The organism is Candidatus Zixiibacteriota bacterium (genome assembly GCA_019038695.1).
Lineage (GTDB): Bacteria > Zixibacteria > MSB-5A5 > GN15 > FEB-12 > B120-G9.
This window is the reverse complement of the sequence record JAHOYZ010000055.1, coordinates 15734-39378: the sequence shown is the minus strand read 5'-3', so window position 1 is coordinate 39378 and position 23645 is coordinate 15734. Positions and strand designations below refer to the sequence as shown.

The window sequence follows — 23645 nt, the reverse complement described above, 5'->3', positions numbered from 1 at the left end:
GAGGACCACCTCCGATCTGCCACTGAGTAGTGTGAATTGATCAGATGATGATATTTTGATATTCCTTCTCTGACCCAGGGGTGAATGACGTTTCGTGCTTCTGACTCGATGCCAGTTGCACATTCTTGACAAGCAGGTTCTCATTTGCTATATATCATAGAGAACCAATCGCCGAAAATTATACGGCCGTTAGCTGGCTGCAAAATGAATAAACGACAGACCAGAGCAGCATATGGAATGTGTTCATATCTAAGGAGGAAGTCATGCGTCGAACCCTATTGATTGTGCTAGTACTGGCGTGGATTGTACCTACTGCCCTTGGATCGAACATTACCAGAAAAACACCCGAGTTCGTAATTGACAAGACAACAATCCAGCACAGCCAGGATCGGGCTGAGTGCACTCTCTATCGGCATGTTGATCAGGACACATTGTACGGCTTTTCATCCGGATGGGTACAGGGGGATCGGATTGTTTCATACCATGAGCCGGCAGAATGCGGCACTCCTACTTACCCCTTTGAAATCTCTACAGTGGATCTCATTCTGTATGGCTCCTCAGCAGGCGGTTTCGTTTGGCCGGTGGAAATAGACATTGTTGTTTTTGATCTGGCTGTGCCCGGAGATTCATGTTATGGCCCCGGTGATGAGTTGTGTCGCGTGTCGGCTGTATGCGACGAGACCACGTTTGGATTTCCGGATGTGGGGACAATTGTCTTCCCGGAGCCCTGTTGCCTGGAGGGTCCGTTTTTCCTCGGCATTGAATATACTGAACCTGATTCTGCCAGATTGCCATCTGTTGTGTTCGATGTCAACACCGCGCCCGACACCTGTGACATTTTCTACTGGATTTGCTGTTCGGAATGGTACGGGTCTTATGCATATTGGGTGGACAACCCCGGCTATCCATTCTACTGGGTCAATGGCGAGACACACTCTATGAACTGCTGTGACGATTCCGATGGCGACGAATTGTGCTCGTGGGAAGATAACTGTCCCGATGTCCCCAATATAGACCAGTTGGATACCGATGCGGACGGCGTGGGTGATATGTGCGATAATTGCATTGAGATTATAAATCCTGACCAAGCCGACATCGATAGTGACAATATTGGCGACTCATGCGATAATTGTTTGACGGTCGGCAATTACGTCCAGACCGATACCGACGGGGATACAATCGGAGATGCCTGTGACAACTGCCCCGATATCTCCAACCCGTCTCAGGACGATGCTGATACTGATGGTATCGGGGACGCCTGCGATGCGTGCCCCGACGATCCACTCAACGACAACGACAACGACGGTTTCTGCGCCAGTGACGACAACTGCCCAACTGTGTACAATCCACTGCAGGAAGACAGTGATTTTGACGGCGTTGGGGATTCGTGTGAGGTAGTGACTTCCTGTGTTGGGATACGCGGCAACATTGACGGCATCCAGAACGACGAGATAAATATTGCAGACCTTACCTACCTGGTCGCCTATTTATTCGTCGGTGGTCCTCCCCCACCGTCGTTGCTGGAGACGGATGTGAATGCTGACGGTGAAATCAACATCGCTGACCTTACTTACCTTGTAAATTACCTGTTTACCGGTGGCCCTCCTCCTGAGCCGTGCCCCTGACGAGTCAGAACCAGGCTCCGGGCTGCACAGAACACAATAGTGGCTCGTCCATGAAGTAGACGAACCATCGTCGATATTCAAATCGACGACATCACTTCGAACGCTTGGAGGACAAGTATGCGTGGCTCCATCTGTATTCTCGTTGCGATCATAACTGTATTACCAATAGCGGTTGATGCGCAACCAATTGAGCCTTCACCTTTCTGGCAGTCGGGTAATTCAGGAAATTACAGCACCGGTATGATCTGGCGTGACTGTAACAGTGACGGGCTGATTGATGTTTTTTTCTCAAACGGAAACGATATCGTTCTAGCCAGAAACACGATATACATCAATCAACGAGGCGTTCTTCCCTCATCTCCGACCTGGCACTCGGATAACGCCGACTACAGCGGCCATTGTGCTGTTGGTGATTTTGACGACAATGGACGCCCAGACCTTGTGGTCGCTGACTACCTTGGCCAGGGAGGATTTGGGACGCTCAATAGGCCGGATGGTTACTATAATACGAACGGACTGCCAAGTTGCGTGGCGGACTGGCATGGCGGAACGGCGATTAATTCCTTCTCATGCGCCATGGGTGATGTGGACGGTGATGGCGATTTGGACTTCGCTCTGGCCACTGGTGATGCCTACAATAGTGTCTACCAGACAGATCAAATCTATTTCAATAACGGTGGCCTCGACGCCTATCCCGGCTGGACATCTTCATCAACAACGATGGCTATGGATGTGTACTTTGGTGATCTGGATAACGACGGTGATCTTGACATTGTATTCTGCGGGGACGACATCGGGGCAACAGCATACTACAATAACGCCGGGACCATGCCGACTTCCCCTTCCTGGCAGTGTGACAACCCGGAACCGGCCAACACGGTTATCGTTGGCGATGTAAATGGCGATAGCTGGCTCGACATTGTAGTAGCGTTTAACAACCAACTCGGTGGTGGTGGTCAGTTTCGAGCCTATTTCAATGATGGCACCGGGTCGATCAACAGTAGTCCCGGTTGGCAGTCATCGACTGGTGGTTACGGTTCTGCGCTGGCCATGTATGATTATGACAACGACGGTGACGATGACCTTGCGGCGGGAAGATGGTTCGACCGTCCTCGCATATATGAAAATCTTGGGACAACTTTCACACTAACCCCCGTGTGGCGAGCGGATAACAGTACCGTCGCCGAAACGATGGCCTGGATCGACATCGACGGTGACGGCGAAGAACAATATGCCGACACGATCTCTCACTCTGGCGGACACAAAGTGTTCTACACTACGCGCCATCCGCTTCAGGAAGTTGATTCGGTTACGGTTGATGGCTCGGTCCTTGATCTAACCGACTACTGCTACGACCTGGTTGCCGGTTGGGTATCACTGGGATCTGCGCCGTCGTCGCAAATTGTGATCTATTATCGTTTCTCCAATAAATGTGACCTCGCCATATCAAATTGGGATACCTACAACTACGCCTACGCCAACACTAATACGCCGGATGTTGATTTCGATGCTGATGTCACTGATGGCTGGGCACCCTTGACCGTGACCTTCTCCGATAATTCGAGTGGAGCATCCGATCAATACTGGCAATTTGGTGACGGCGGTAATTCCACGCTACCAAACCCAGCGCATACGTACTACATTGGCGGAGCGTTTGATGTAGCCTTGCAGAATGAGCTTTCTGATGGACCGCATAATCGTACTCAACGCAAGATGATTGTAGTTCTGGCGGACACAGTCGGCACTCCGTATGTAAATGCGATCATGAACAAGACCATCACTATCCCGATAATCCTTACCAATACGCAACCGCTTAAGAGCTTCGTATTACCGATCAGCTACGCTGGGGATGCTGATCTGTCGTTTGTAGGTATCAATACTGATGACTGCCGAACGGACTATTTCGACTTGGTGCAAATATCCCATGAAGACCCCTGGGGCATGCGATTGACTGTTACTCTGACTGCCAACTCTGGTAGTTCCAACATGCCCCTCGAACCGGGGACCGGCCCGGTACTCAACCTGGTTCTTCAGACAACGAGCGAAATGGAGACGTCTGATATCACTATCGCTTCTTACAGCTCGAATATTCTTGAGTGTGATGCCGTCTATCTATCGTATGAACCACAGGCTCCTATAGGATCGGTTAGTATATGGAAATGTGGTGATGTCAACCTCGACCTGGCTGGCCCGAATATTGAGGACCTGACATTTCTTGTGGCCTACATGTTCCTTGGGGGACCATTTCCAGCGGTGGAATTAGTGGCGGACATGGACGGAAATGGCGATGGTGTGATCGTAACAGACCTGACCCATCTAGTAGCATATCTTTTCACTGGCGGACCAGCCCCGGATTGTGAGCCGCAGGGTTGGTGAACAATATTGAGCGGTAGTTAGTCAATGGCGTAGGTCAAAACTGGCTTCAGTTTCGACAATATCAACACTTAACCAAACAACACCGCGATGTACTTCGTGGCGATGGCAAGTAAGCAAACAGTTAGTACGCTTTTGATGAGTCGCGCCGGGAGATAACGCTGCAAACGTGCACCGACATACATTCCGGCCATCCCCCCCACTCCCAACAACCCCCCAAGTAGCCAGTCGGGAGAAGCCGGACCTGAAGCTCCCGTCGAAGCAAGGCTTATCGCATAGTAGGACACGACCCCGCCGATGGAGCCTACGAGTGTACTAAATAGCGTTGCTCCAGCGATGGTGTATATCGGCAGTCCAATCATCGCCACCAGAAACGGCGCGACCACCGCTCCCCCGCCAATACCATAAGCTCCGCCAGCAATACCGACGACCAGGCTCAACAGAATTAGTCCGGGCGTATTGACTGAAAACGATTCCCCCCGAAACCGATAGCTGATTTTGGAGAGAATAAATCGCACATCGGTTGCTTCGGTTGAACCTTTGTCGTTCTCGTGGGCGGCAGACGCCCTCGTCTGCCCCTTCAAACTGTTATTACCACCCGAAGATGCCACTTTTACCCGACTCCCCTTTATCACATCGAGCAGCAGCCGAATGCCAATCACGCCCAGCACCAATCCGGCGAATGGTTTGAAATGAACGGGATCTGGCAACCAGTGAACCCGAATCAACGCTCCGAGAAACATGCCGGGTACAATCCCGATTACAATTGCCCAGGCCAGCGGCCAGATCATCCGTTTCTCGCGTGAGTAGCGATAGACACCGGACGGAATGCTAACGATGTTGTAGAAAAGATTGGTCGAACTGACTCCGGGCGCAGTGTAACCCAGCACGCTCATCTGGAATGGCAACAACAGGAATGCGCCGGATATTCCAGCGGTCACGGTCATACAGGAGATAAGAAACGCCACCAGCGATGGCAGCCACCAATATGTCTCGACTCCACTGATCGGGAGCTCTATCATGTCTGAGGCATTCTTTTATTGGGAACTGTAATCATATCGAATGATAGCCGATCGATTCGGTTCGACGCAACATTAATCGTCTATCGACTGACCGAAAGTGAAGTCCGAGCTTGCCAAATGGAGCGACTTACCCCATGATAGGGCGGTTGGAAGTATAGTCAATATTGAAAGTGAGTGATGAACAGAACGGATCGATTGATGGACGGCTCGGGAGATAAGCATTGAAAAAGACATCGCTGCCCAAATGGTTTTTGATGACCGCCGGATTTGTCTCAGTCGGGCTGGGAGCCGTGGGTGTATTCGTACCGTTGCTACCCACCACTCCGTTTTTGCTTCTGGCCGCCGCCTGTTTTATTCGCGGATCCGACAGCTACTACCAATGGTTGATCAATCACAAATGGCTGGGGGCGTACATCAGGAATTATCGTGAACACAAGGCTATTACCCTCCAGGCAAAAACCATCTCATTGGCGAGTCTGTGGCTGGTCATTGGCTACTCCGCAACATATGTGGCATCTTCGTGGTGGCTTCGTGGATTTTTAGGGATCGTTGCGGTCGGCGTTACTGTACACCTATTGCATTTGAAAACACTAACGGCGGAGATGATGGCACAGTCAGTAAGGCTGGCGGAACCAGCAAAACCTGTTGAAACTGAAGACAGTTTCGACCTACCTAACTGACAAGTTCACAAATCCCATAGCAAGGGTTTTGTTGAAGAATCCCAAGCTATGGGGCACCGGGCTGAGAGCAGCCAGCAACCCTTATCGAATCTTCATAATCCTTTCCCCCGCTCATCAGAGTAATCTAACGACGCATGCCAGGCTAAGGCACATTATTTCCCCAGAGCAATTTTCCCGTTACGGCATCAATCACACATCTGTAGTGATCTCTGCTCCTTATCGAAGTACGGAATTCTGGACGGTCCGGTCGAGGTGGAACGTGATACAGGTGTATGTCCCACACTTGCCACGGTTCTTTCTCAAGCCGAGACTCCAACACATAGTAGACCACGATTTCTTTGGACAGGAGCGGACTACCTCCACGCACATTATTTAAGGCCCGTGCAAGAGACACCTTTGGTCGCTCTGACGGCAATCCGTGGAATCTCTGCAGACTGACCGACTGCAGTCTGGATTCTGCAGTCTTAGAATCTACCTTCGGATAGAGACTGCCGCGAGGCAAACCCATCTCTATAACAGTCATACGTAGCAGCTTGCCGGTTTTTCTATCAAGCGATACGGTGACTTTTTTGGGGTGTTTCTTGCCCAAACCTGGACTCGAAGCCGACCTATACAAAATGATATCGTGAAACTCAACTTCCCATGCGGGCAGCCCGTCGAGGCTGTCGGCAAGAAATGGCATTGTAGAATCACAGAACTTCACCTCTTCCACCCGACTCAGAGCATCCTTAAGGTCGAAATCCGGATATTCCTCAAAACCTGTGTAGGCCAATGCCAGCTCCAGCGCCTGAGCGGAATCAGCCACTTCCCGACCGTCAGTTTCCTGTGCAATGAGTGATGTTGCTGCGGTCATAACGACCATAATGATCACTAAAGAACCATACATATTTCTCACGACGTCCACCTTCCATATTTGTTAAGTCACAAACTTACGGCAACGGGTTCACGTCCCAAATCTCCATCGGTGCTCCACAGCTTGCTGTGGGTTCAGTCCGAGATAACATCCACACATATGATGTCAAGTCACTCATGGGGTAGACGAGGGCGTCTACCGCCCACTGAAACAAAGTGGGCGTTTAATCACTCCCCTTCAGGTCCATCTGTCTGAGGTCTGGAAGACCTTCATGTTCCGATGAGGGCCTACATGTGACATTGTACAGCATCTCACCTGTCATAGCATGCACAACCTCGCGTATCAGAGTTCCTCCCGCCTTGTAATGGTATTTGACCCATACTGGACAGGGTACGGTGTCGCAGACTGAACCCGGTCTAGTGTACATCAGGTAGTTCACAACGATTGGGGTCGATGCCTCAGGAATTGTACGTCTCCAAGTTCCCAATACCTCAGCAAGACTCTGGAATGGAAGCTCCGTCGGCAAACCGTGGTTACTTTCGCCAGAGAACTCCTGAAACTCAGGAATCACTGGCTGTCCGAAACCACAATCAGCACCATTCGTGGCCTGCTTGCCCGGATTGGTTTGTGCCCAGAGGAGGCAACCTGTCTCTGCATCAATAACTATTCGGAATAGCATTGGAAGTGTTTGGGACTCTCCATAACCGGCCAGTTCTAACTTGAGAACAACGTCCTTAAATTCAATTATCCACGCCTCTCGACCATTTATGTTATCACGAAGAAACTGTGTCGCAGTATCGTTTACCGTCTCCAGTCGCACATCTCTGATAGTAGTAGCCCGGTCGTAGCCAGGGCACTTTTCAAAGCCGGTGTATTTGAGTGTCAGGTCAATTGCCTCATCTGCCGTCTGTAACGCATAGTGCTCCGGGACGTCCGGCGTGAGTGTATCGTCGGCCGCTGCAAATGCAGCGCACAAGCATATGACAACGACAGTCACAAAGAGTCCTTGCAGCCTTTTCACGATTTCCTCCTAACGTTCGTCTAAGACAACAACGCTCAGGGGATGCAATGTGTCAAGTCACGCGCGTGACACTGGTCAGCCATTTAATTATCCGGCCGCCAGTTCACAACCCAGAGAAACTCGCCCGTTTCCGCATTCATTGCCCAGCGCTTTCCGGCTGTCCCCCCTCCAAGGCCGTACAGATTCACTGCCCAGGCAGGACAAGGTTCGTCGTCGCCAGAAGAGCCACGGGTGTATTGGACGTAGTGTATAACTATGAGTCTCGCGCTTCCAGGTGCCGCGTGTTTCCACGTACTCAATGCTTCCGCCATGCTTCTGGAAGGACAACTTCCCGGAATGCCGTGATACTTCGCCAAGTCATACATTTCGAGTTCCCTGGAGGCGTTGTCGGCCGACGGCTGGAGCTTTGATGCTGATTCGTCATCGATCGATGTAAAGCGCGCGCCAAGAAAACGGCCTGTCTCTGCGTCCATGTTCACTCTAAATGTGAAGGGAGCCGTTAGCACTTTCTTCCCACCTTCAGGACCAAGCTCAAAGACAACATCCTTGAATTCTATCACCCACGCCGTCCGGCCATCTATGCTATCACTGAGAAATGGTGTAGTGCTATCCCGTACTGTCCCCAACCGCACCCCTGCAATGCTCGTCGCTCGGTCATAGCCGGGTTGCTTGTCAAACCCCGTGTATTTCAGGGCCAGGTCAACAGCCTCCTCCGCCGTCTGTAAAGAGTAATGTTCAGGAACGTTTGGCATCGGCGTATCGTCAGACCAAGCACTGTACACAGTAAATAGAACAGCTATACTGAAAACAATCAACCCTTGTCTAATCTTCATAGTCCTCTCCCCGTTCATAAGAGTAGTCTAATGACGCATGAGGGCAGGAAATTGTCAAGTTTGCAGTATCACTGCCGTATCATCTTTGACTTTCGACCCGCAGGCAGCTATTCTTGGTCTGATATGACTATGGAACATAACATACCGTATTCTGTACGACGCAAATGGATGTTCGCAACAATCCTGATTCTCGTTTTTCTGGGATTGATCGAAGGAGGTTGTTATCTCGTGGAGCGGATGTTCTCGACGGTAACCAGAGAAGCCCCAATGGAGTCAGGATGGCAGACTACTTTTTTTCGCTCACATTTTGATTGGCATGAAAGTGACCCGAATCTACTATGGCGGTTCAAACCCAACCTCAACAATCGCCTTATCAAAACAAACTCGCGTGGCTTTATCGGTGATGAAGTAGTAACCGACAAACCGGACAACACTTACCGTATTCTCCTGCTGGGGGATTCATCACCGGTCGGTCTTGGTTTGAGTTCCCGAGCTGCCACATTTGCCGAAATTCTCAAGCGACGCCTGTCTATGAAAACTCCGCCTGAAGTGCGGATCGAAATGATCAACGCTGCGGTTTCCGGATACACCAGTGAACAGATTGTGCGTTTTATGAACCTCGAAGGCTGGGACTACGAGCCTGACCTGGTGCTCCTCTACTGTGGTAATAACGACGCTTCGATTTCTGGGTATTTCTCAGATCGGACGCTGCTGGACCGGCAGTCATTGAGGGGCTTGCGGCGAACGCTGAATCATCTGGCAACCTATCGCACTCTGAGAAGTGTTATCCAGAGCATTCGTCCCCGGTCAAAGACGACCGATTCGGAGTTAGTTGTACGTGTCTCACCGGAAGAGTTCGGTGAAAATCTTGGCAGGCTGGCCGATGGTTGTCGACAACACGATTGCGAACTGATAATCCTCAAACCGCCCGTCCCCCTCCTTTGGCCGGCTGGATTGCAGTTCAAGACGTTTGCACATACTACCGGCGATGACGGTGAGCTGATTCTTCCGCCGGAGATGATCCGTATCCTCGGACGTGAGCTCAAGTACTGTCTCGACACGACTTTGTTCCGAACATTGTACAGCGATGGGGATTTGTTCACCAAAGCTGTCTACGCATCTGCATTCAATGACGGCCTTGATCCATCCGATGCTGTCGATTATTGGACACATCGTATCCGGACCGAGTCTCCGGCACCGCTATATCTGAACAACCTGGGCGTTTCCCGGTGGCGCATGGAACAATATGATGTTGCCGACAGTGTGCTTCATTCCGCTCGGGATGTGTATTTGAGTGAACATTCCGGCGACATTAGCAAGGCTGTCGCAGCGGCAGGTTCGGCGATACTTTTCAACATTGGTATCAACGCGATTTCCGAGGGACAGACCCCTTCGCTGCCTCACAAGGACACTTCGCTACCATGGATCTACCTCGACTCCGCCCTTCAGGCTGATTTCTTCTCACTGAGAATCAAACGTGACTACACACAGATGATTGACGCAATGTCGGATGACGATGTGGTAACAGTCATTGATCTGCCCGGACTGTTTACCGCCAACGGGGGTGAGAAGCTATTCATCGACCACTGCCACCCGACACCCCAAGGACATCTCTTGATAGCCGAGGAATTGCTGCCAGTAATAGAGGCAAGGATCAAGTAGAAACACCGAACCAATCCTTGTCTGAGTATTGAGTCATATCTATATTGCTCGTGTGGTTGGCAGAACAACTCGGATAGACGCTATACTAATCGCCGCGGGGTAATGCGAAGCCAACCCGAAGCCGACATCAAGAATTACATCCCTAAGGCCAATGTGTGGCCGCAATTGGAGACCAGATATGCAATTCAAGACTGTAGTTACTGCACTGACATCAACAGCTCTGTTAATCAGCGGTGCGCTTTGGCTGGGCATCAATTCTACTTCGTTGGACGAAGCTAACGCAATCGTCAACCCGTTGCCCGACTATGAGAAAATCGCCCACTATGCTGAGCACAACAACGGCAAGATTCCTAAGGTTCAAAAGCGCCCTAACGACTGGTTCTATGTCCAGCGAGCGTATCCCTCAACAGAGGTCCCCGTGGAGGCCCGTCTGACTGCCCTCTCGGATGCACGTGAATTGATCGCTGTATCGGCACAGAAAAGCCAGCGAGCAGCTACCTGGTCGCAGGCAGGACCGAGCAACATACCGGGGCGTATCACCGACATCGCGGTTCATCCCGATGAGATGAACGTCGTGTATGCCGCATCCGCAGCCGGGGGTATTTACAAATCAAGCGACTACGGCGTAAGTTGGACAGCGATATTCGATAGCGTCGGCGTGCAATCAATGGGAGCCATCGCCATTCATCCTGACAATCCCGACATCATCTACGCTGGAACAGGCGAAGCCAACAGTTCCGGTGACTCTTACGAAGGTACCGGTATCTATAAGAGTACTAATGCCGGTTTGACCTGGGACTACTCGGGTCTGAGCGATGTCTTCCATATCGGGCGTATCGTAATTGATCCGGATCGTCCCGAGACCGTATTCGTGGCGGCGGCCGGCAAGCTGTTCGGAACCAACTCCAGTCGCGGCGTTTATCGTTCGACCGACGGAGGAGGCAGCTGGGTGCAGAAACTGTTTGTCAGTGACACGACCTCCTGCATAGACATTGCCTATGATCATACTACCGGAACCGTGTTCGCAGCCATGTGGCATCGTTTTCGCAACGCGGCCGTACGCAGAGTGGGCGGCCTGACAAGTGGATTGTATCGATCGACCGACTATGGTGACACGTGGGCGTTGCAGTCTAACGGCTTGCCGCCACAGTCGGACACACTCGGCCGTATCGGTGTGACCGTTGATCCTGCATATGGCACGGTGTACACCATGATCTGCAATCATCCCGGCAATATTATGGGCGTTTGGAAAAGTAACGATCTCGGAGACAACTGGTCACAGACTAACGACGGCGCGTTGGAAGGCATGTTGGGCGGATTTGGGTGGTATTTCGGTCAGATCAGAGTAACACCCAACATTCCCAGTATTGTTTACGCGCTGGGAGTTTACCCCCACCGATCAGATGACGGCGGCAACAGCTGGATCGATATTACTAACGAATCGCACGTCGATCACCACGCCCTCTACATTCATCCTACTCAATATGATCAGCTCTATTCCGGCTGCGATGGCGGCGTCAACCATTCTGCTAACTTCGGCTCGAACTGGAGTCAACTTGTTGATATGGCCAACACGCAATTCTATGCCATTACTATTGATCGTAACAACCCACAAAGACTCTACGGCGGTACCCAGGACAACGGAACGTTACGCACTCTCACCGGCAACGTTAATGACTGGCAACGGATAAACGGCGGCGATGGATTCTATGTCGTCGTCGATCACCAAAACCCGGACGTCATCTTTGCCGAATATCAGTGGGGATGGGTCCGGCGCTCGACCAATGGCGGCTCAAGTTTCTACAGCGTCATGGACGGCATTGACTATTACGGTGACCGCCACAACTGGAACACTCCCTTTGTCATGGATCCTTCCAATCACAATGTTCTTTACTACGGTTCACACCGGCTGTACAAGACCACAAACCAGGGCGACTACTGGAATCCCATTAGCAATGATCTAACCGATGGCGACGATCCCGGCAATCTCGTATTTGGTACTATTACTACCATTGACGTCGCATCTACCAATAATCAGGTGATCTATGTCGGTACCGATGACGCTAACGTCTGGGTAACCACCAACGGTGGCGATGATTGGCAAGACATTACCGGCACCCTGCCGGATCGATATATAACCCGTGTAACGGCGGATCCCTATAATGCGGGAACAGTATATGTCACGCACTCGGGCTACTCAGCCGGGGAATATTACCCACATATTCATCGTTCTACAAACTATGGTCAAGCATGGGTGGACATTCAGGGTAACTTGCCCGATGCTCCCATTAGTGACGTAATTGTCGATCCGCACGCTGAATCAACGCTGTATATAGGCACTGACCACGGCGTATCCTACACCGAGAATCTTGGGCAGACCTGGTCACCACTTGGCACCGGTATGCCGATCGTTCCGGTTCATGATTTGGCTTTCGACAGTCGTACTCGTACACTCGTAGCCGGAACGCATGGTCGGTCGATGTTCAAGACTATTCTTGACTGTCCAGACGTATCGGATACCGACACTGACGGCATCAACGACGCCTGTGATAATTGCCCCGACCTTTCAAATGTGTCCCAAGCGGACACGGATAATGACGGTCTTGGAAACGTCTGCGATATCTGCCCGGACCACCATGACCCTCTTCAACTTGACCAGGATACTGACGGCTTCGGTGATGCCTGCGACAATTGCCCGGAAGATACGAATTCCGATCAGTTAGATGGTGATAGCGACGGTGTCGGAGATGTATGTGACAATTGTCCCGATGATTTCAACCCCGGTCAGGAGGATGCCGACAGCGACGGTATTGGTGATGTCTGTGAAGGTTGCTGTGTTCCCCCAATCCGCGGCAATGTCAACTACGAATTACCCGATGAAATCAACATTGCTGATCTGACCTACATAGTAGCCTATCTATTCACCGGAGGTGCAGAACCACCGTGCATAGAAGAAAGTGACGTTGACGGTAATGACGAGATCAATATAGCCGACTTAACATATCTGGTGGCATACCTGTTCACGGGTGGTCCTGCACCATCCGAATGTTAGTTTGACACTATGTAACCGCCGGCGTTACATAGTTATAATAGGATGCAAGAGTTGGACATAAGGAAAGTGAATATGAACAAGTGGAAGTTCGTAGTCGTTTTGGTTCTGGCTATAGTGGGCGTGTTGTATTGCTCCTGCTCACACTCTACAGCACCGCCCGATCCCGAACCACCTCGAGCGTTGACCGCCGCTGAACAACAGGTGGTCCAGTCAGGTGAGAATTTCGGTTTAGATTTCTTCTCCCAGGTGGCAGCAGAGAATCCCGACACCAACGTTGTGGTCTCGCCCGTGTCAGTGGCTATGGCTCTTGCTATGGCTTATAATGGCGCTGACGGTACGACGCGGGAAGCGATACAGTCAACGATTGCTCTTGATGGACTCTCACCACTGGAAGTGAACGAGGCTTTTCAAGGTCTCATCAGTCTCCTGACTGGTCTCGACAATGATGTCACCATGACGATCGCGAACTCCATCTGGTTACGCGAAGGGTTTCAGGTCAGACAACCATTCATTGAAACCAATCAACAATACCTCAATGCTGACGTAACTTCGCTCGACTTCAGCAACCCTTCCTCGGCCGGCATCATGAATCAGTGGGTCAGCGACAATACCAATGGCCTTATTGAGCAGATAATCGACCCACCGATTGATCCCCTGACGCTGCTGTTTCTCATTAACGCACTGTATTTCAAGGGAGACTGGACCAGACCGTTTAACCCGGAGCTGACTACCGGCCAACCGTTCTATGGTCCGACGGGTAGCGTAACTTCTTGTCAGCTAATGATGATCAACGAAGAACTCCCCTATTATGAGAGCGATCTTGTCCAGGTAGTGGATCTGTCCTACGGCCGGGAGTTGTTTAGTATGATGGTCATTCTACCCAGGCCTGGCGTCCATGTGGATTCCGCTTTGTACGAGATGACATCAAATAGCTGGGATCACTGGCAAGGTGCGGTCGGCCAACGAGAGGGTATGCTCTATTTACCGAAGTTCGAACTCGAGGTCGGCTTCCTGCTCAACAATGCTCTCTCGGTCCTTGGTATGGTTGAGGCGTTTGATCCTAGTCAAGCTGATTTCAGCAACATCTCAGAGCAGATTGAGTTGTATATCACGCAAGTAATACACAAAGTGTATATCAGAGTCGATGAGGAAGGTACCGAGGCGGCAGCGGTGACAGCAATAGGGATTGGGACTACAAGTGAACCTCCGGACAATTTCGTAATGCGGATCGACCGGCCGTTTCTTTTTGCTATTTACGAGCGCCATTCGGGAACTCTTCTTTTCGTCGGGCGTGTGACTCATCCAAATTGATAGAGGGCCCAACCAAAGGCGCCTCATCCTACTGCCGGACTAATAGTTAAGGATCAATGCCTGACTTGTTTTTAAAATCTATCAGGCACCCATTTTTCCCACGAAAATCCTTGCGGAACAGCCCAAAGTTGTTATAGATTGGCCGGAGTAAGAAGACTAACTATCGACTAAACGCTCATGGCGCTTCGTTCGTTAGTAAAGTAAACTTCCAAAACCGATTGGGATAGAATATGTCGAGGAATTGTTTCGTTGCTTTAGTTGTAGCATTGGCGTGTGTTCTAATGTTTTCATCGAGCGTGCTGGGGCGTATGGCTCTGGGTGCTGAAAAAAAGGACGATGGCCGCTGGTTTTCTACACAGGCACCGTCTGATTGTCAGGCCATGCACAGAGTTGGCGAGTTAGTTCTCTCTGTAGGTAATAACGGTAGTTTTGGGACCGCGTATGGACGTGGCTCCGACGCGGACTGTTTCACAGGGCAGCCCATACCAGGTGGTGGTTGTGAATACCCAAAGAACTCGGGCGCCACATACCTGTTTGGAGCCTCGTTCTGGATTGGCGCCGTTGTTGGTCGGGACACACTTGTTTCAGTCGGACATGACGGTTGGATAGGCACCACGGAATTCTTTCCCGATGAAACTCCTTTTGGAGACATGATAAAACGCTCGATCCTGGATCCTACCGATCTGGATATGTACGAGGACGCTGTCTCCGAGGAAGATTACATCGCTGTATATATGGATACTTTCATCGCTCTGGCCGGAGCTGACGCTGAAGACGGCGGACGGGTCCACCGACCTCTGAATATAGAAGTTACACAGTCATCGTATGCATGGTCTTATTCATATGCCGAAGACCTGGTCTTGTTTGATTACAAAATCAAGAACATCGGGATACGGAATCTTGAGAATGTCTATATGGGTGTTTACGTCGATGCCGACGTATGCTTCAACTGTGATGGTGTGTCTGGAGCCGTAGATGATATCTGCGGTTTTCTTCCCTACTACGAATACTTCTATGGCCCAAAAGATATGTGTTCATATGAGGACAATCCGTTCATTGCCTGGATCGCGGACAACGACGGTGATATAGGCAGCCTCGATCCGGCTGTAACCCCTGTTCCACACGTCACTGCTACTCGAATTGTTCGCACCCCGTCAAAGAAACTTGATGTTTCGTTCAACTGGTGGGTTTCCAACGCTACTTCCGTTCTTGACTTCGGTCCAAGAATGAAAGAAACTGAAGACGATCCCTGGCGAGACTTCGGTCACGGTGGCGTCGGCACACCATGGAGAGACGACAATAAGTATTACGTTTTATCGAATGGTGAGTTTGACTACAACCAGATTTACACAGCCAATATCCAGGCCACCGATGACATTTGGGTTTACCCCAATCAGAGCTTGGCAGTAAACTTTTCGGACGGCTACGACACCAGGTATCTTCTATCCTTTGGTCCTTTTGACATTTCGCCGGGCCAGACCCTGCCACTTTCACTTTCATACCTGGCTGGCGAAGACTTTCATACTGTGAATGACAATCTCGACAATCTTGCAGAGGAATCATACAATCCGAAGGCGTTCGAGGAAGGTCTGGACTTTGATGACCTTGCCGACAATGCCCGCTGGGCTTCCTGGATTTACGACAACCCCGGAGTTGACACCGACGGCGACGGATATGCCGGTGATTCCGTAACGTGCGTTACTGAATCTACTTTTTTAGAGACGGTGTGGCTAGGCACTCCGGGAGAACCGCCCTTTGAACTCGTATGGGATTTTACCACTGAAACATTTTTCACCAAAGGAGACGATGTACCGGACTTCAAGGGTGCGAATCCACCGCCAGCTCCTGACTTCTGGATATATCCCTCACCCGGCAAGCTCCTTCTCCGCTTCAATGGGTACCGATCGGAAAATGCGAAGGATGTTTTCTCTGGAGACCTTGACTTTGAGGGTTATCGCATCTATTTGGGACGCGACGAACGATCCGAGAGTTACAGTATGGTTACATCGTACGATCGTGAGGATTACAACAAGTTTATCTATGAGGGCGACGGATGGGTTCTCAGAGACGTGCCATATACCCTGGAGCAACTACTAAGTGAATATGGCATTACTGATCCTCTCCAATATACTCGGACGCAACCGTTTGTCGACGGGTCGGAACTTTACTATTTTGAGGCACAGGACTTCAACAGTTCCGAATTGGGTATAGTCGGTGGCATTCGCAAGATTTATCCTGACCAGCCACGGCCCCTTATTGCGCACCCGGATTTTGTGAAGCCAGAGGAACTCACTGAGGATGGGTATCTGAAGTACTATGAATACGAATATACAATTGATAACCTCCTCCCAAATCTCCTCTACTGGGTGAATATAACAGCCTTTGACTATGGCTCGCCTGGTAAAGGGCTTGAAGCCCTGGAGACTAGCCGTACCGTTGGACACAAAAGCGCATATGCACTCTACAATGCTCAGGACGCGTCTAAGAACAACGAGGAAGTGTTTGTCTACCCCAATCCTTACCGTGTCGACGGAGGATATAGGGCACTGGGACTGGAAGGGCGTGAGTCGAACCAATCTGCCTCCACTCCCGATGACCGCGTGCGAGCCGTACATTTCGCTAACCTTCCGTCCAAATGTACTATCAGCATTTTCTCACTCGATGGTGACTTGATACAGGTAATTGATCACGATTTCGATCCCTCCGATCCCAAGGCATCGCATGATCGTTGGGACTTGATTACACGCAACACTCAGTTGATTGTGTCGGGTATTTACTTCTGGACAGTCGAAGGCGAGGATGGAGAGGTCCAGGTCGGCAAACTGGCAATCATCATGTAGACGCTATCAAATATTCATTTGGATTTTGACGACCGATGGGTGCCTGTTTTGGCATCCACCGGTCTTTTTTTCCATCAAACCAAAACGACTGTCGGAGCAACTCACTTGTCTTTAGATACAGATATTCTATATTAGTCAGGCCATGAATGTATGATACGGCATGAAAGGAAATCTAAATGAAACTGACCGAGCTCTCCCAGCTGGCCAAGAAAAATAAGGTCGAGTTCATCGACCTCAAGTTCTGTGATCTACCTGGAACCTGGCACCATATTACGATCCCTCTCTCGGCATTGAAACAGGAACTGTTCCGCTCGGGGGTTGGAGTGGACGGTTCGTCGTTGCCCGGCTTTTCTTCCATAGAAAGCGGTGATATGATCCTGCTACCGGATCCCACAACAGCTTTTATGGATCCGTTCTTTGAGCACCCCACGATGTCGTTCCTCTGTAACTTTATGGAATCTGGCAACAGCATTGTCCCCTATTCCCGTGATCCAAGACGCATCGCTAATGCTGCCGAACAGTACCTCTCGCAGCTTCTGAAGGGTGTCCAAGCTATTCTGGGTCCGGAATTTGAGTTCTATGTTTTTGATCGAGTCAATTTTTTCCAGGGGCCTGATAGTGCGTTCTACTACCTTGATTCCGCTGAAGCGGAATGGAATGCTGCCGAGGATGACGAGAGCCTTGGTTACAAGATTCCGTATAAGAAAGGCTACCATGTAGCTCCACCTCTTGATCGCACCTTCAATCTACGTTCCCAGATTTCCTCCCTTTTGGACGATGTTGGCGTCGGATTGAAATATCATCACCACGAGGTCGGCGGTGGCGGTCAGCATGAAATTGAGGTTCAGTTTGCCTCCATGTTCAAGATGGCCGACATGTCTATGATGGTTAAGTATATTGTGAAGAACCACTGTTTCCGCAATGCCAAGTCCGCCACGTTTATGCCTAAACCGCTCTTTAACGAACCCGGATCAGGATTGCATGTTCACCAGTATCTTGCCAACAAGAACGGATCACTATTCTACGACAAGAAAGGACCCGCTCTCTTCTCGGATATGGGACGCCACTACATTGGTGGCTTGCTCAAGCACGCCGATTCGGTCCTCGGTTTCACTAATCCCTCGACCAACTCATATAAACGCCTCATCCCCGGCTTTGAGGCTCCTGTAGCAGGCACCTACGCTGTTGGTAATCGGACAGCATGCATCAGGATCCCTGGCTACCAACGTGACCCCAAGACGATGCGTCTGGAATTCCGTCCACCGGACGGCACGATGAATCCATACCTGGCTTATTCAGCCATGCTAATGGCTGGCCTGGACGGCATCAAGAACAAGATAGACCCGGGTATCCCACTGGACAAGAACCTCGACACACTTGACCCAGAGGAACTGGCCAAAATACACCAGTTACCAACATCGCTCACGAAAGCGCTCGACTCGCTTGAACATGACCATGACTATCTGATGGAAGGCGGAGTTTTCACTGAGGATCTGGTGGAGAATTGGATCAAGTTAAAGCGCAAGGAAGTCAGCGAAATCCGCGTCAGACCTACGCCCTTCGAGTTTGAGATGTACTATAATACTTGAACCGTCCCATTTATCCGAAGCCGCTAGGCCGACACGGACAGCTCACGTGTTCAGTGAAGCAACACCTTGTAAGCGTGAGTCTCTCCTGAATTCACTTGGAGACTTTTGCTTGTTGTACTTCTTGAACACACGTGAAAAGACCGTGAGACTGCTGAAGCCACATGCCTTAGCTATGCTCGTGAGATTGTTCTCTGTTGTTTGCAGAAGATACTTTGCGTCCTTGAGCACAAGGATATGACGATATTGCTGAGGGGAATAATCGAGTTCTTTCTGGAACTTCCGTCGCAGTTGGGATGGACTCAACCCAGCGACCTTGGCCAGATCATCGGTAGACAAGGGCTGGGATTTGTTACTTTCAATGTGTTCTATCACCTTCTGGACAACCGAAGATGTAGGAACTGGGCGCTGCAGGATCTTGACCAACTTCCTGGCCAGAATGTCATGTAACAATTCATAGCCACAGTAGATTCGCTTCACAACACGCGCAGCGACCAGCTTGCTCATCGCCTTTGCGACGTCAATCCTGTCCTGCTCGATCATGTCGGCATTGATCTTCTCGACTTCCTCTTCAAGTATTGGTTTTTTCCAATTAGATTCCAAGATCATCTTGGACAATATCTGGTCAATGACTACTCTTTCTTTTCTCGAAAAACCGTCCAAAATACTCTGAAAGTGATCGTTTATAATAGAATCAGCCTTTCCCAAATCTTCATACAAATTCAGCCCTAGACTGTATCGGCCAGTCGTTCCCGACCGATAGAGTGGCATTAGCAGCCGGAATTGCCTATCCACCAGGTGTCTGCACACTAAGGACAGGTAGGGAGGGTACACACCAGGTCCAGAACCGGCTAGATCGCTCAAGAGGGCTTGGACAAGGCCGCCTTCCCAGTCCAAATTCTCGAATAGCCTCATTGGCTTCTCAGCCGCCTGGCGAGCCTCTTCCTTGCTCATAAGGCCAAGCTCCCAAATGTCCTCGTTTGACATTTTAAGAGGAATCCTCTTCGACAGTGACAACAGCTTTACAAGAAAGTCACTCCTCATAGAGATAAGTATCTTGAGACCGGGCATTTTCTCCAGTAGAGAGACTATTGCCTTGAAGCCCGATGTAACTTCGGGAGCAAAGGTGTCCAAGGTGAACAACTCTTCAAACTGATCAATATGCACACAGTGAAATGCGCCGCGCTTGGCTCTCCGTTCCAATAGACTACTGATTCTTGGAAGTTTACTCTTGATGTCCAGGTCAAGCGCCCCGGCGAGGTTCCTCTGAAACGATCTGCCGATTGACCTGGTGAAGCGGTACTTGGAAGTCGTATGCCCCATTCGCTTGAGTTCTGCAAATACACCGGCGTCGACGAGGGAGGTCTTCCCTGCACCCGATTCCCCAACGATTACAAGCAAATCTTTTATCCGCATGCGATCGATTACTTCCGCTATTTGGTCCTCTCTGCCGAAGAAGGAGTCTGCATCAGCAGAACCGAATGGCTTGAGACCGGGGAAAGGGTTGTTGGCCGGTGTTGGTACCAGCGGCTTACAAAATGCACGAGTATCAATGCGTGATTCGATCTTAGTGTATTGCAGACCCAGGCGACGCAGGTCAGGCTTTGCAATATCCAGTTCGGAGTTCAACCAGATCATGAAGCGATGCAGGGCGTCCTCCTGATGGATGGTCTTCGGCTTGGCATACAACCTAATCGTCCTGTCCCTCTGGATAACCCTCACATCATCTATGATGGCGTGCCTCTCCCAGTGCTTCTTGCTTGAAATCGGCATCCTGACAAGCCCGTAGACAAATGACGGAGCTCGTGAGTGTGCCAAATCTAGCAAGTCTGCAATCCGTAGAATCGCCATGATACAATGAAGTCGACACTCTCCAAGCCCCTGCACTGACCAACTCTCATCCAATAGTGTCTTATAATCGCCGACTCCGTGCGAATAGCAGATTTGCGAAACTATCTCTGCCTCTGGCCGCGACAAATTGAACGCATCTGCATTCTCAAGTACTATCCTTCTTGATTCCTCAGCATGTTTGGCGTGAGTCTCGGCGGGAGAGCGATACCAGACATCCTGCCTGAGCTGACCAGTGTCGTGAAGTAGGATAGCGGCGACTAGCAGAAAACTCTCGCCTGGCTCCATGTGATCCCAGTTCTTCATGCCAGCTAACAGATCATCAGCGAGTTGAAGAACATGCTTGACGTGCTTTTCTCCATGGTCTGGGAATCCGGGCAGGGTCATATGCGGGTATAGATTATCTTTGGCGAAAGAGTATATTCGTTCTATCTTGTTCGCCAATTCCGCATCAGAAACCCTAAGTTTTCTCGCTTCGTGCGAGAGTTCGACAAATATCTCGTCATGAGCCATTGTTCCACCTTTGCATTTGCATAATAATACAGGCCCAATACGACTAATGCAAGCGTTTTTCGTACATTAATGAGCATCATTATAAAAAGTAACCGAAAGCACTTGCCCTTTGGTGTTTGTTTGCCTATCTTATCGCCCGAAAATATCCCGCGTGAATTGGTACTCCAGTGAATCGGGGTTAAGTCGCGTGCTGGTTGCAAGGCAACCCGCTATTGAGAGTCTACCGGTGATTGTCGGTTGAGTCGTAGATGACGTCGCCATCCGGTGATTTCACCACCGCGGCTACATCAATACCCTTGCGAACCGATTCGGTGACAATACAGAAATCCTCGAACAAATCCATACAGCGACCCATCCGATTGGCGGCATCCTCCGGCATATCGAGCGTAATTTCCACTTTGCTGCCTCCAATCCGCATCCGTCCTTTGTCGGTGCGGGTAATGGCAGTACTAACGGTCGCTTCGATACTCTTAGGCTCGGCGTGAGCACGGCGTAAACAGAAAAGTAGACTGGCGGTAAGACAATTCCCGATAGCCGCCGATAGTACCTTGGCCGCATTGGGACCTTTGTCACTGCCGATAGGTTCCGGTTCATCCATGAGAAGTTCGACATCATCCCCTCCGAACTCGACCAGGAACTGCAACCCTTCGAGATGTTTTAGTCGAATTTGAACCTGCTTGTCTTCCATAATTCCTCCTGTCTCAGACGAACGTTTATTTTCGTAATGACAAGATAGAATCCGGTGACCGGAAAGACCAGATTAAACGAGAGCGATAGCTACAGACAGAACCTTTTGTCCTTCAGATATAGTAGCAAATTGTCGGCGATCATCACCGTCAGTAGGATAAGACTGGAAACCAAGAGCGGCCCGGTATAACCACTGACAGAGGAAAGAGAATCACGAGCCGTAGTCAGCCAGGTATGAGATGTCTGAACCAAAGGCGCAAACGGTCGAACCAGAATCGCTGCAAGAGAATTCAGGTCCACGAAATATGCGACAAGATAGATTATGGCAGCCAGTCCCACTCCGATCCACACCGATTCCCACGATCTTCTTGAAGCCGGAGCCGGTGCAGCAGCGGCCAGACGTGTCATGACGGAATCAGAAAAACCGGCTATGAGTTCGTAGCCTTGATCCTGCCTTAACCCGGCATAGAGCCGCTCATAGGTAATGAGTCGCTCCCGACAGGTCCGACATGACCGCAGATGGGCATCCTGAAGGCCACTCCCGAAAGTTTTGCCTTGGTCCAATCGGTCTTGCAGTTGGTCGTCAGTCAGGTGCTTCATTGCAGAATATCCTCCAATTCGTACTTTTCAAGCAGGCTCTCTTTGAGCATTTTCCGCGCCCTATACAGGTAGCTCTTGACCGTTCCGAGCGGCTGGCTGGTTATGTCGGCGATCTCCTCATAGGACATCTGCTCCAGGTGATAGAGAACAACCAATATCCCGTACTGAGGCGGCAACAGATCGACCTCGTCCCTTATACGCTGATCAAGGTCCCGGCCTTCCGCAAATTGTTCGGGCGACCGGCCTTGTCGGGGGATTTCATCTATCGGGTCTCGACCTGTATCCGGACGCAGGTCACTGAGCAAAGGCACTTTCTTCTTCTCGATATAGTTCATGCAAGTGTTGTGGGCTATACGAGCCAGCCACGTTGACACCTTGCAGGCAAACTGAAAGCCATCCAGATTCCGATACGCTTTGAGAAATACATCCTGGCATAGATCCTCACGATCGCAATCGTTTTTGACCATCCGAAAGACAACATGAGCCACCAGCTTCTGATAGGCAGACACGAAAGTCTGGAAAGCAGCCTGGTTGCCGGCAAGAATCTCAGCTATCAGTACTCGGTCATTTGTCATTGCATCGCCTCATTAATATCATTTGACGGATCACAGAGCCGGAAGTTGCAGATTCTGGTCGGTTTTGATCTGGTGCAACCTTTTCGGGGGAAGGCTGTCGAATGAGGCAGATGAAAGAAAAGACAAACTCTGAAAGGAGACTATGTTATGTCTGAAGAAATCCTGATACCGATTGTGATTTTCTCCGCCATAGTGGCGATTATTAAGATCGTCACCGACTCCAGGACCCGCAACAAGTTGATTGATAAGGGTATGGTTGATGAGAAGGTCAAGCATCTCTTCGCGCGACAGGCTCAATTGCAACGCTTATCGTCGTTGAAATGGGGCATGGTGCTGGTCAGCGTGGGGATATCATTGCTCATCAGCTACGTCTGGCCGGACTTGTTCAGCGATGGCGGTACTATTGGATTGATGTTCCTATTCGCTGGAATAGCGTTTCTGATCTACTTTGCCATATCCCAGAAAGAATTCGGGGGACCCAACCAGAGATCAGACGGGTAACCTTCTGACCACTACCAGAAATCAGAAAGCCCTGCCATTCAGGCGGGGCTTCTCTTTGACAAT

17 protein-coding genes are annotated in these 23645 nt (G+C 50.4%); 9 read left to right on the top strand and 8 right to left on the bottom strand.

The window, feature by feature from the left end; genetic code table 11:
• The first annotated feature begins 263 nt into the window (after positions 1-263).
• Complete coding sequence (locus KOO62_13625; protein MBU8935021.1) at positions 264-1625, top strand: thrombospondin type 3 repeat-containing protein; 1362 nt, start codon at positions 264-266, stop codon at positions 1623-1625.
• 117 nt (positions 1626-1742) lie between these two features.
• Positions 1743-4001: a VCBS repeat-containing protein gene (locus tag KOO62_13620; GenBank protein ID MBU8935020.1), complete on the top strand. Its 2259-nt coding sequence runs from the start codon at positions 1743-1745 to the stop codon at positions 3999-4001.
• A gap of 68 nt (positions 4002-4069) precedes the next feature.
• On the opposite strand, the gene KOO62_13615 is transcribed toward KOO62_13620, so the two are convergent.
• The gene (locus tag KOO62_13615) at positions 4070-5017 is read right to left on the bottom strand and encodes a sulfite exporter TauE/SafE family protein (GenBank protein ID MBU8935019.1); all 948 of its coding nucleotides are present in this window, start codon (positions 5015-5017) and stop codon (positions 4070-4072) included.
• Positions 5018-5274: 257 nt separating this feature from the next.
• Between KOO62_13615 and KOO62_13610 the strand changes: the two genes are divergently transcribed.
• The gene (locus tag KOO62_13610; protein MBU8935018.1) at positions 5275-5700 is read left to right on the top strand and encodes a YbaN family protein; all 426 of its coding nucleotides are present in this window, start codon (positions 5275-5277) and stop codon (positions 5698-5700) included.
• Between the two features lie 142 nt (positions 5701-5842).
• Here the strand turns inward: KOO62_13610 and KOO62_13605 are convergent, their stop codons facing one another.
• The 3 genes from KOO62_13605 to KOO62_13595 all read right to left on the bottom strand — a co-directional run bounded on the left by KOO62_13605 (position 5843) and on the right by KOO62_13595 (position 8407).
• Positions 5843-6595 (bottom strand): hypothetical protein, encoded by a 753-nt coding sequence (locus KOO62_13605; GenBank protein MBU8935017.1) that lies wholly within the window; start codon positions 6593-6595, stop codon positions 5843-5845.
• 181 nt (positions 6596-6776) lie between these two features.
• Positions 6777-7574: a hypothetical protein gene (locus KOO62_13600; protein MBU8935016.1), complete on the bottom strand. Its 798-nt coding sequence runs from the start codon at positions 7572-7574 to the stop codon at positions 6777-6779.
• Between the two features lie 83 nt (positions 7575-7657).
• Positions 7658-8407: a hypothetical protein gene (locus tag KOO62_13595; GenBank protein MBU8935015.1), complete on the bottom strand. Its 750-nt coding sequence runs from the start codon at positions 8405-8407 to the stop codon at positions 7658-7660.
• A 123-nt stretch (positions 8408-8530) separates the two neighbouring features.
• Here KOO62_13595 and KOO62_13590 point away from each other — a divergent pair, with 123 nt between their 5' ends.
• The 5 genes from KOO62_13590 (at position 8531) to glnA (ending at position 18861) form a co-directional block, all read left to right on the top strand.
• A complete protein-coding gene (locus tag KOO62_13590) occupies positions 8531-10069 on the top strand; it encodes an SGNH/GDSL hydrolase family protein (GenBank protein MBU8935014.1) in 1539 nt (512 codons plus the stop codon).
• A gap of 178 nt (positions 10070-10247) precedes the next feature.
• Positions 10248-13121 (top strand): thrombospondin type 3 repeat-containing protein, encoded by a 2874-nt coding sequence (locus tag KOO62_13585; GenBank protein MBU8935013.1) that lies wholly within the window; start codon positions 10248-10250, stop codon positions 13119-13121.
• 72 nt (positions 13122-13193) lie between these two features.
• Entirely contained in the window at positions 13194-14432 is a 1239-nt protein-coding gene (locus tag KOO62_13580) for a serpin family protein (GenBank protein MBU8935012.1), read from the top strand.
• A gap of 230 nt (positions 14433-14662) precedes the next feature.
• Complete coding sequence (locus KOO62_13575; GenBank protein MBU8935011.1) at positions 14663-17272, top strand: hypothetical protein; 2610 nt, start codon at positions 14663-14665, stop codon at positions 17270-17272.
• Positions 17273-17448: 176 nt separating this feature from the next.
• The gene (glnA, locus tag KOO62_13570; GenBank protein ID MBU8935010.1) at positions 17449-18861 is read left to right on the top strand and encodes a type I glutamate--ammonia ligase; all 1413 of its coding nucleotides are present in this window, start codon (positions 17449-17451) and stop codon (positions 18859-18861) included.
• 42 nt (positions 18862-18903) lie between these two features.
• Here the strand turns inward: glnA and KOO62_13565 are convergent, their stop codons facing one another.
• The 4 genes from KOO62_13565 to KOO62_13550 form a co-directional block, all read right to left on the bottom strand.
• Entirely contained in the window at positions 18904-21219 is a 2316-nt protein-coding gene (locus KOO62_13565) for a helix-turn-helix domain-containing protein (GenBank protein MBU8935009.1), read from the bottom strand.
• Between the two features lie 220 nt (positions 21220-21439).
• Positions 21440-21907: an OsmC family protein gene (locus KOO62_13560; GenBank protein MBU8935008.1), complete on the bottom strand. Its 468-nt coding sequence runs from the start codon at positions 21905-21907 to the stop codon at positions 21440-21442.
• An 89-nt stretch (positions 21908-21996) separates the two neighbouring features.
• The gene (locus tag KOO62_13555) at positions 21997-22506 is read right to left on the bottom strand and encodes a hypothetical protein (GenBank protein MBU8935007.1); all 510 of its coding nucleotides are present in this window, start codon (positions 22504-22506) and stop codon (positions 21997-21999) included.
• A complete protein-coding gene (locus KOO62_13550; protein MBU8935006.1) occupies positions 22503-23081 on the bottom strand; it encodes a sigma-70 family RNA polymerase sigma factor in 579 nt (192 codons plus the stop codon). The genes KOO62_13555 and KOO62_13550 overlap by 4 nt, the downstream gene beginning before the upstream one ends.
• 147 nt (positions 23082-23228) lie before the next feature.
• Here KOO62_13550 and KOO62_13545 point away from each other — a divergent pair, with 147 nt between their 5' ends.
• Entirely contained in the window at positions 23229-23582 is a 354-nt protein-coding gene (locus KOO62_13545) for a hypothetical protein (protein ID MBU8935005.1), read from the top strand.
• Positions 23583-23645: the final 63 nt, after the last annotated feature.

Bases quoted from the DNA above. Each gene is read 5' to 3' on its own strand.
- KOO62_13545 (MBU8935005.1), top strand. From the start codon at position 23,229: ATGTCTGAAGAAATCCTGATACCGATTGTGATTTTCTCCGCCATAGTG.
- KOO62_13575 (MBU8935011.1), top strand. From the start codon at position 14,663: ATGTCGAGGAATTGTTTCGTTGCTTTAGTTGTAGCATTGGCGTGTGTT.
- KOO62_13580 (MBU8935012.1), top strand. From the start codon at position 13,194: ATGAACAAGTGGAAGTTCGTAGTCGTTTTGGTTCTGGCTATAGTGGGC.
- KOO62_13560 (MBU8935008.1), bottom strand. From the start codon at position 21,907: ATGGAAGACAAGCAGGTTCAAATTCGACTAAAACATCTCGAAGGGTTG.
- KOO62_13625 (MBU8935021.1), top strand. From the start codon at position 264: ATGCGTCGAACCCTATTGATTGTGCTAGTACTGGCGTGGATTGTACCT.
- KOO62_13620 (MBU8935020.1), top strand. From the start codon at position 1,743: ATGCGTGGCTCCATCTGTATTCTCGTTGCGATCATAACTGTATTACCA.
- glnA (MBU8935010.1), top strand. From the start codon at position 17,449: ATGAAACTGACCGAGCTCTCCCAGCTGGCCAAGAAAAATAAGGTCGAG.
- KOO62_13565 (MBU8935009.1), bottom strand. From the start codon at position 21,219: ATGGCTCATGACGAGATATTTGTCGAACTCTCGCACGAAGCGAGAAAA.
- KOO62_13595 (MBU8935015.1), bottom strand. From the start codon at position 8,407: ATGAAGATTAGACAAGGGTTGATTGTTTTCAGTATAGCTGTTCTATTT.
- KOO62_13555 (MBU8935007.1), bottom strand. From the start codon at position 22,506: ATGAAGCACCTGACTGACGACCAACTGCAAGACCGATTGGACCAAGGC.
- KOO62_13585 (MBU8935013.1), top strand. From the start codon at position 10,248: ATGCAATTCAAGACTGTAGTTACTGCACTGACATCAACAGCTCTGTTA.
- KOO62_13590 (MBU8935014.1), top strand. From the start codon at position 8,531: ATGACTATGGAACATAACATACCGTATTCTGTACGACGCAAATGGATG.
- KOO62_13610 (MBU8935018.1), top strand. From the start codon at position 5,275: ATGACCGCCGGATTTGTCTCAGTCGGGCTGGGAGCCGTGGGTGTATTC.
- KOO62_13550 (MBU8935006.1), bottom strand. From the start codon at position 23,081: ATGACAAATGACCGAGTACTGATAGCTGAGATTCTTGCCGGCAACCAG.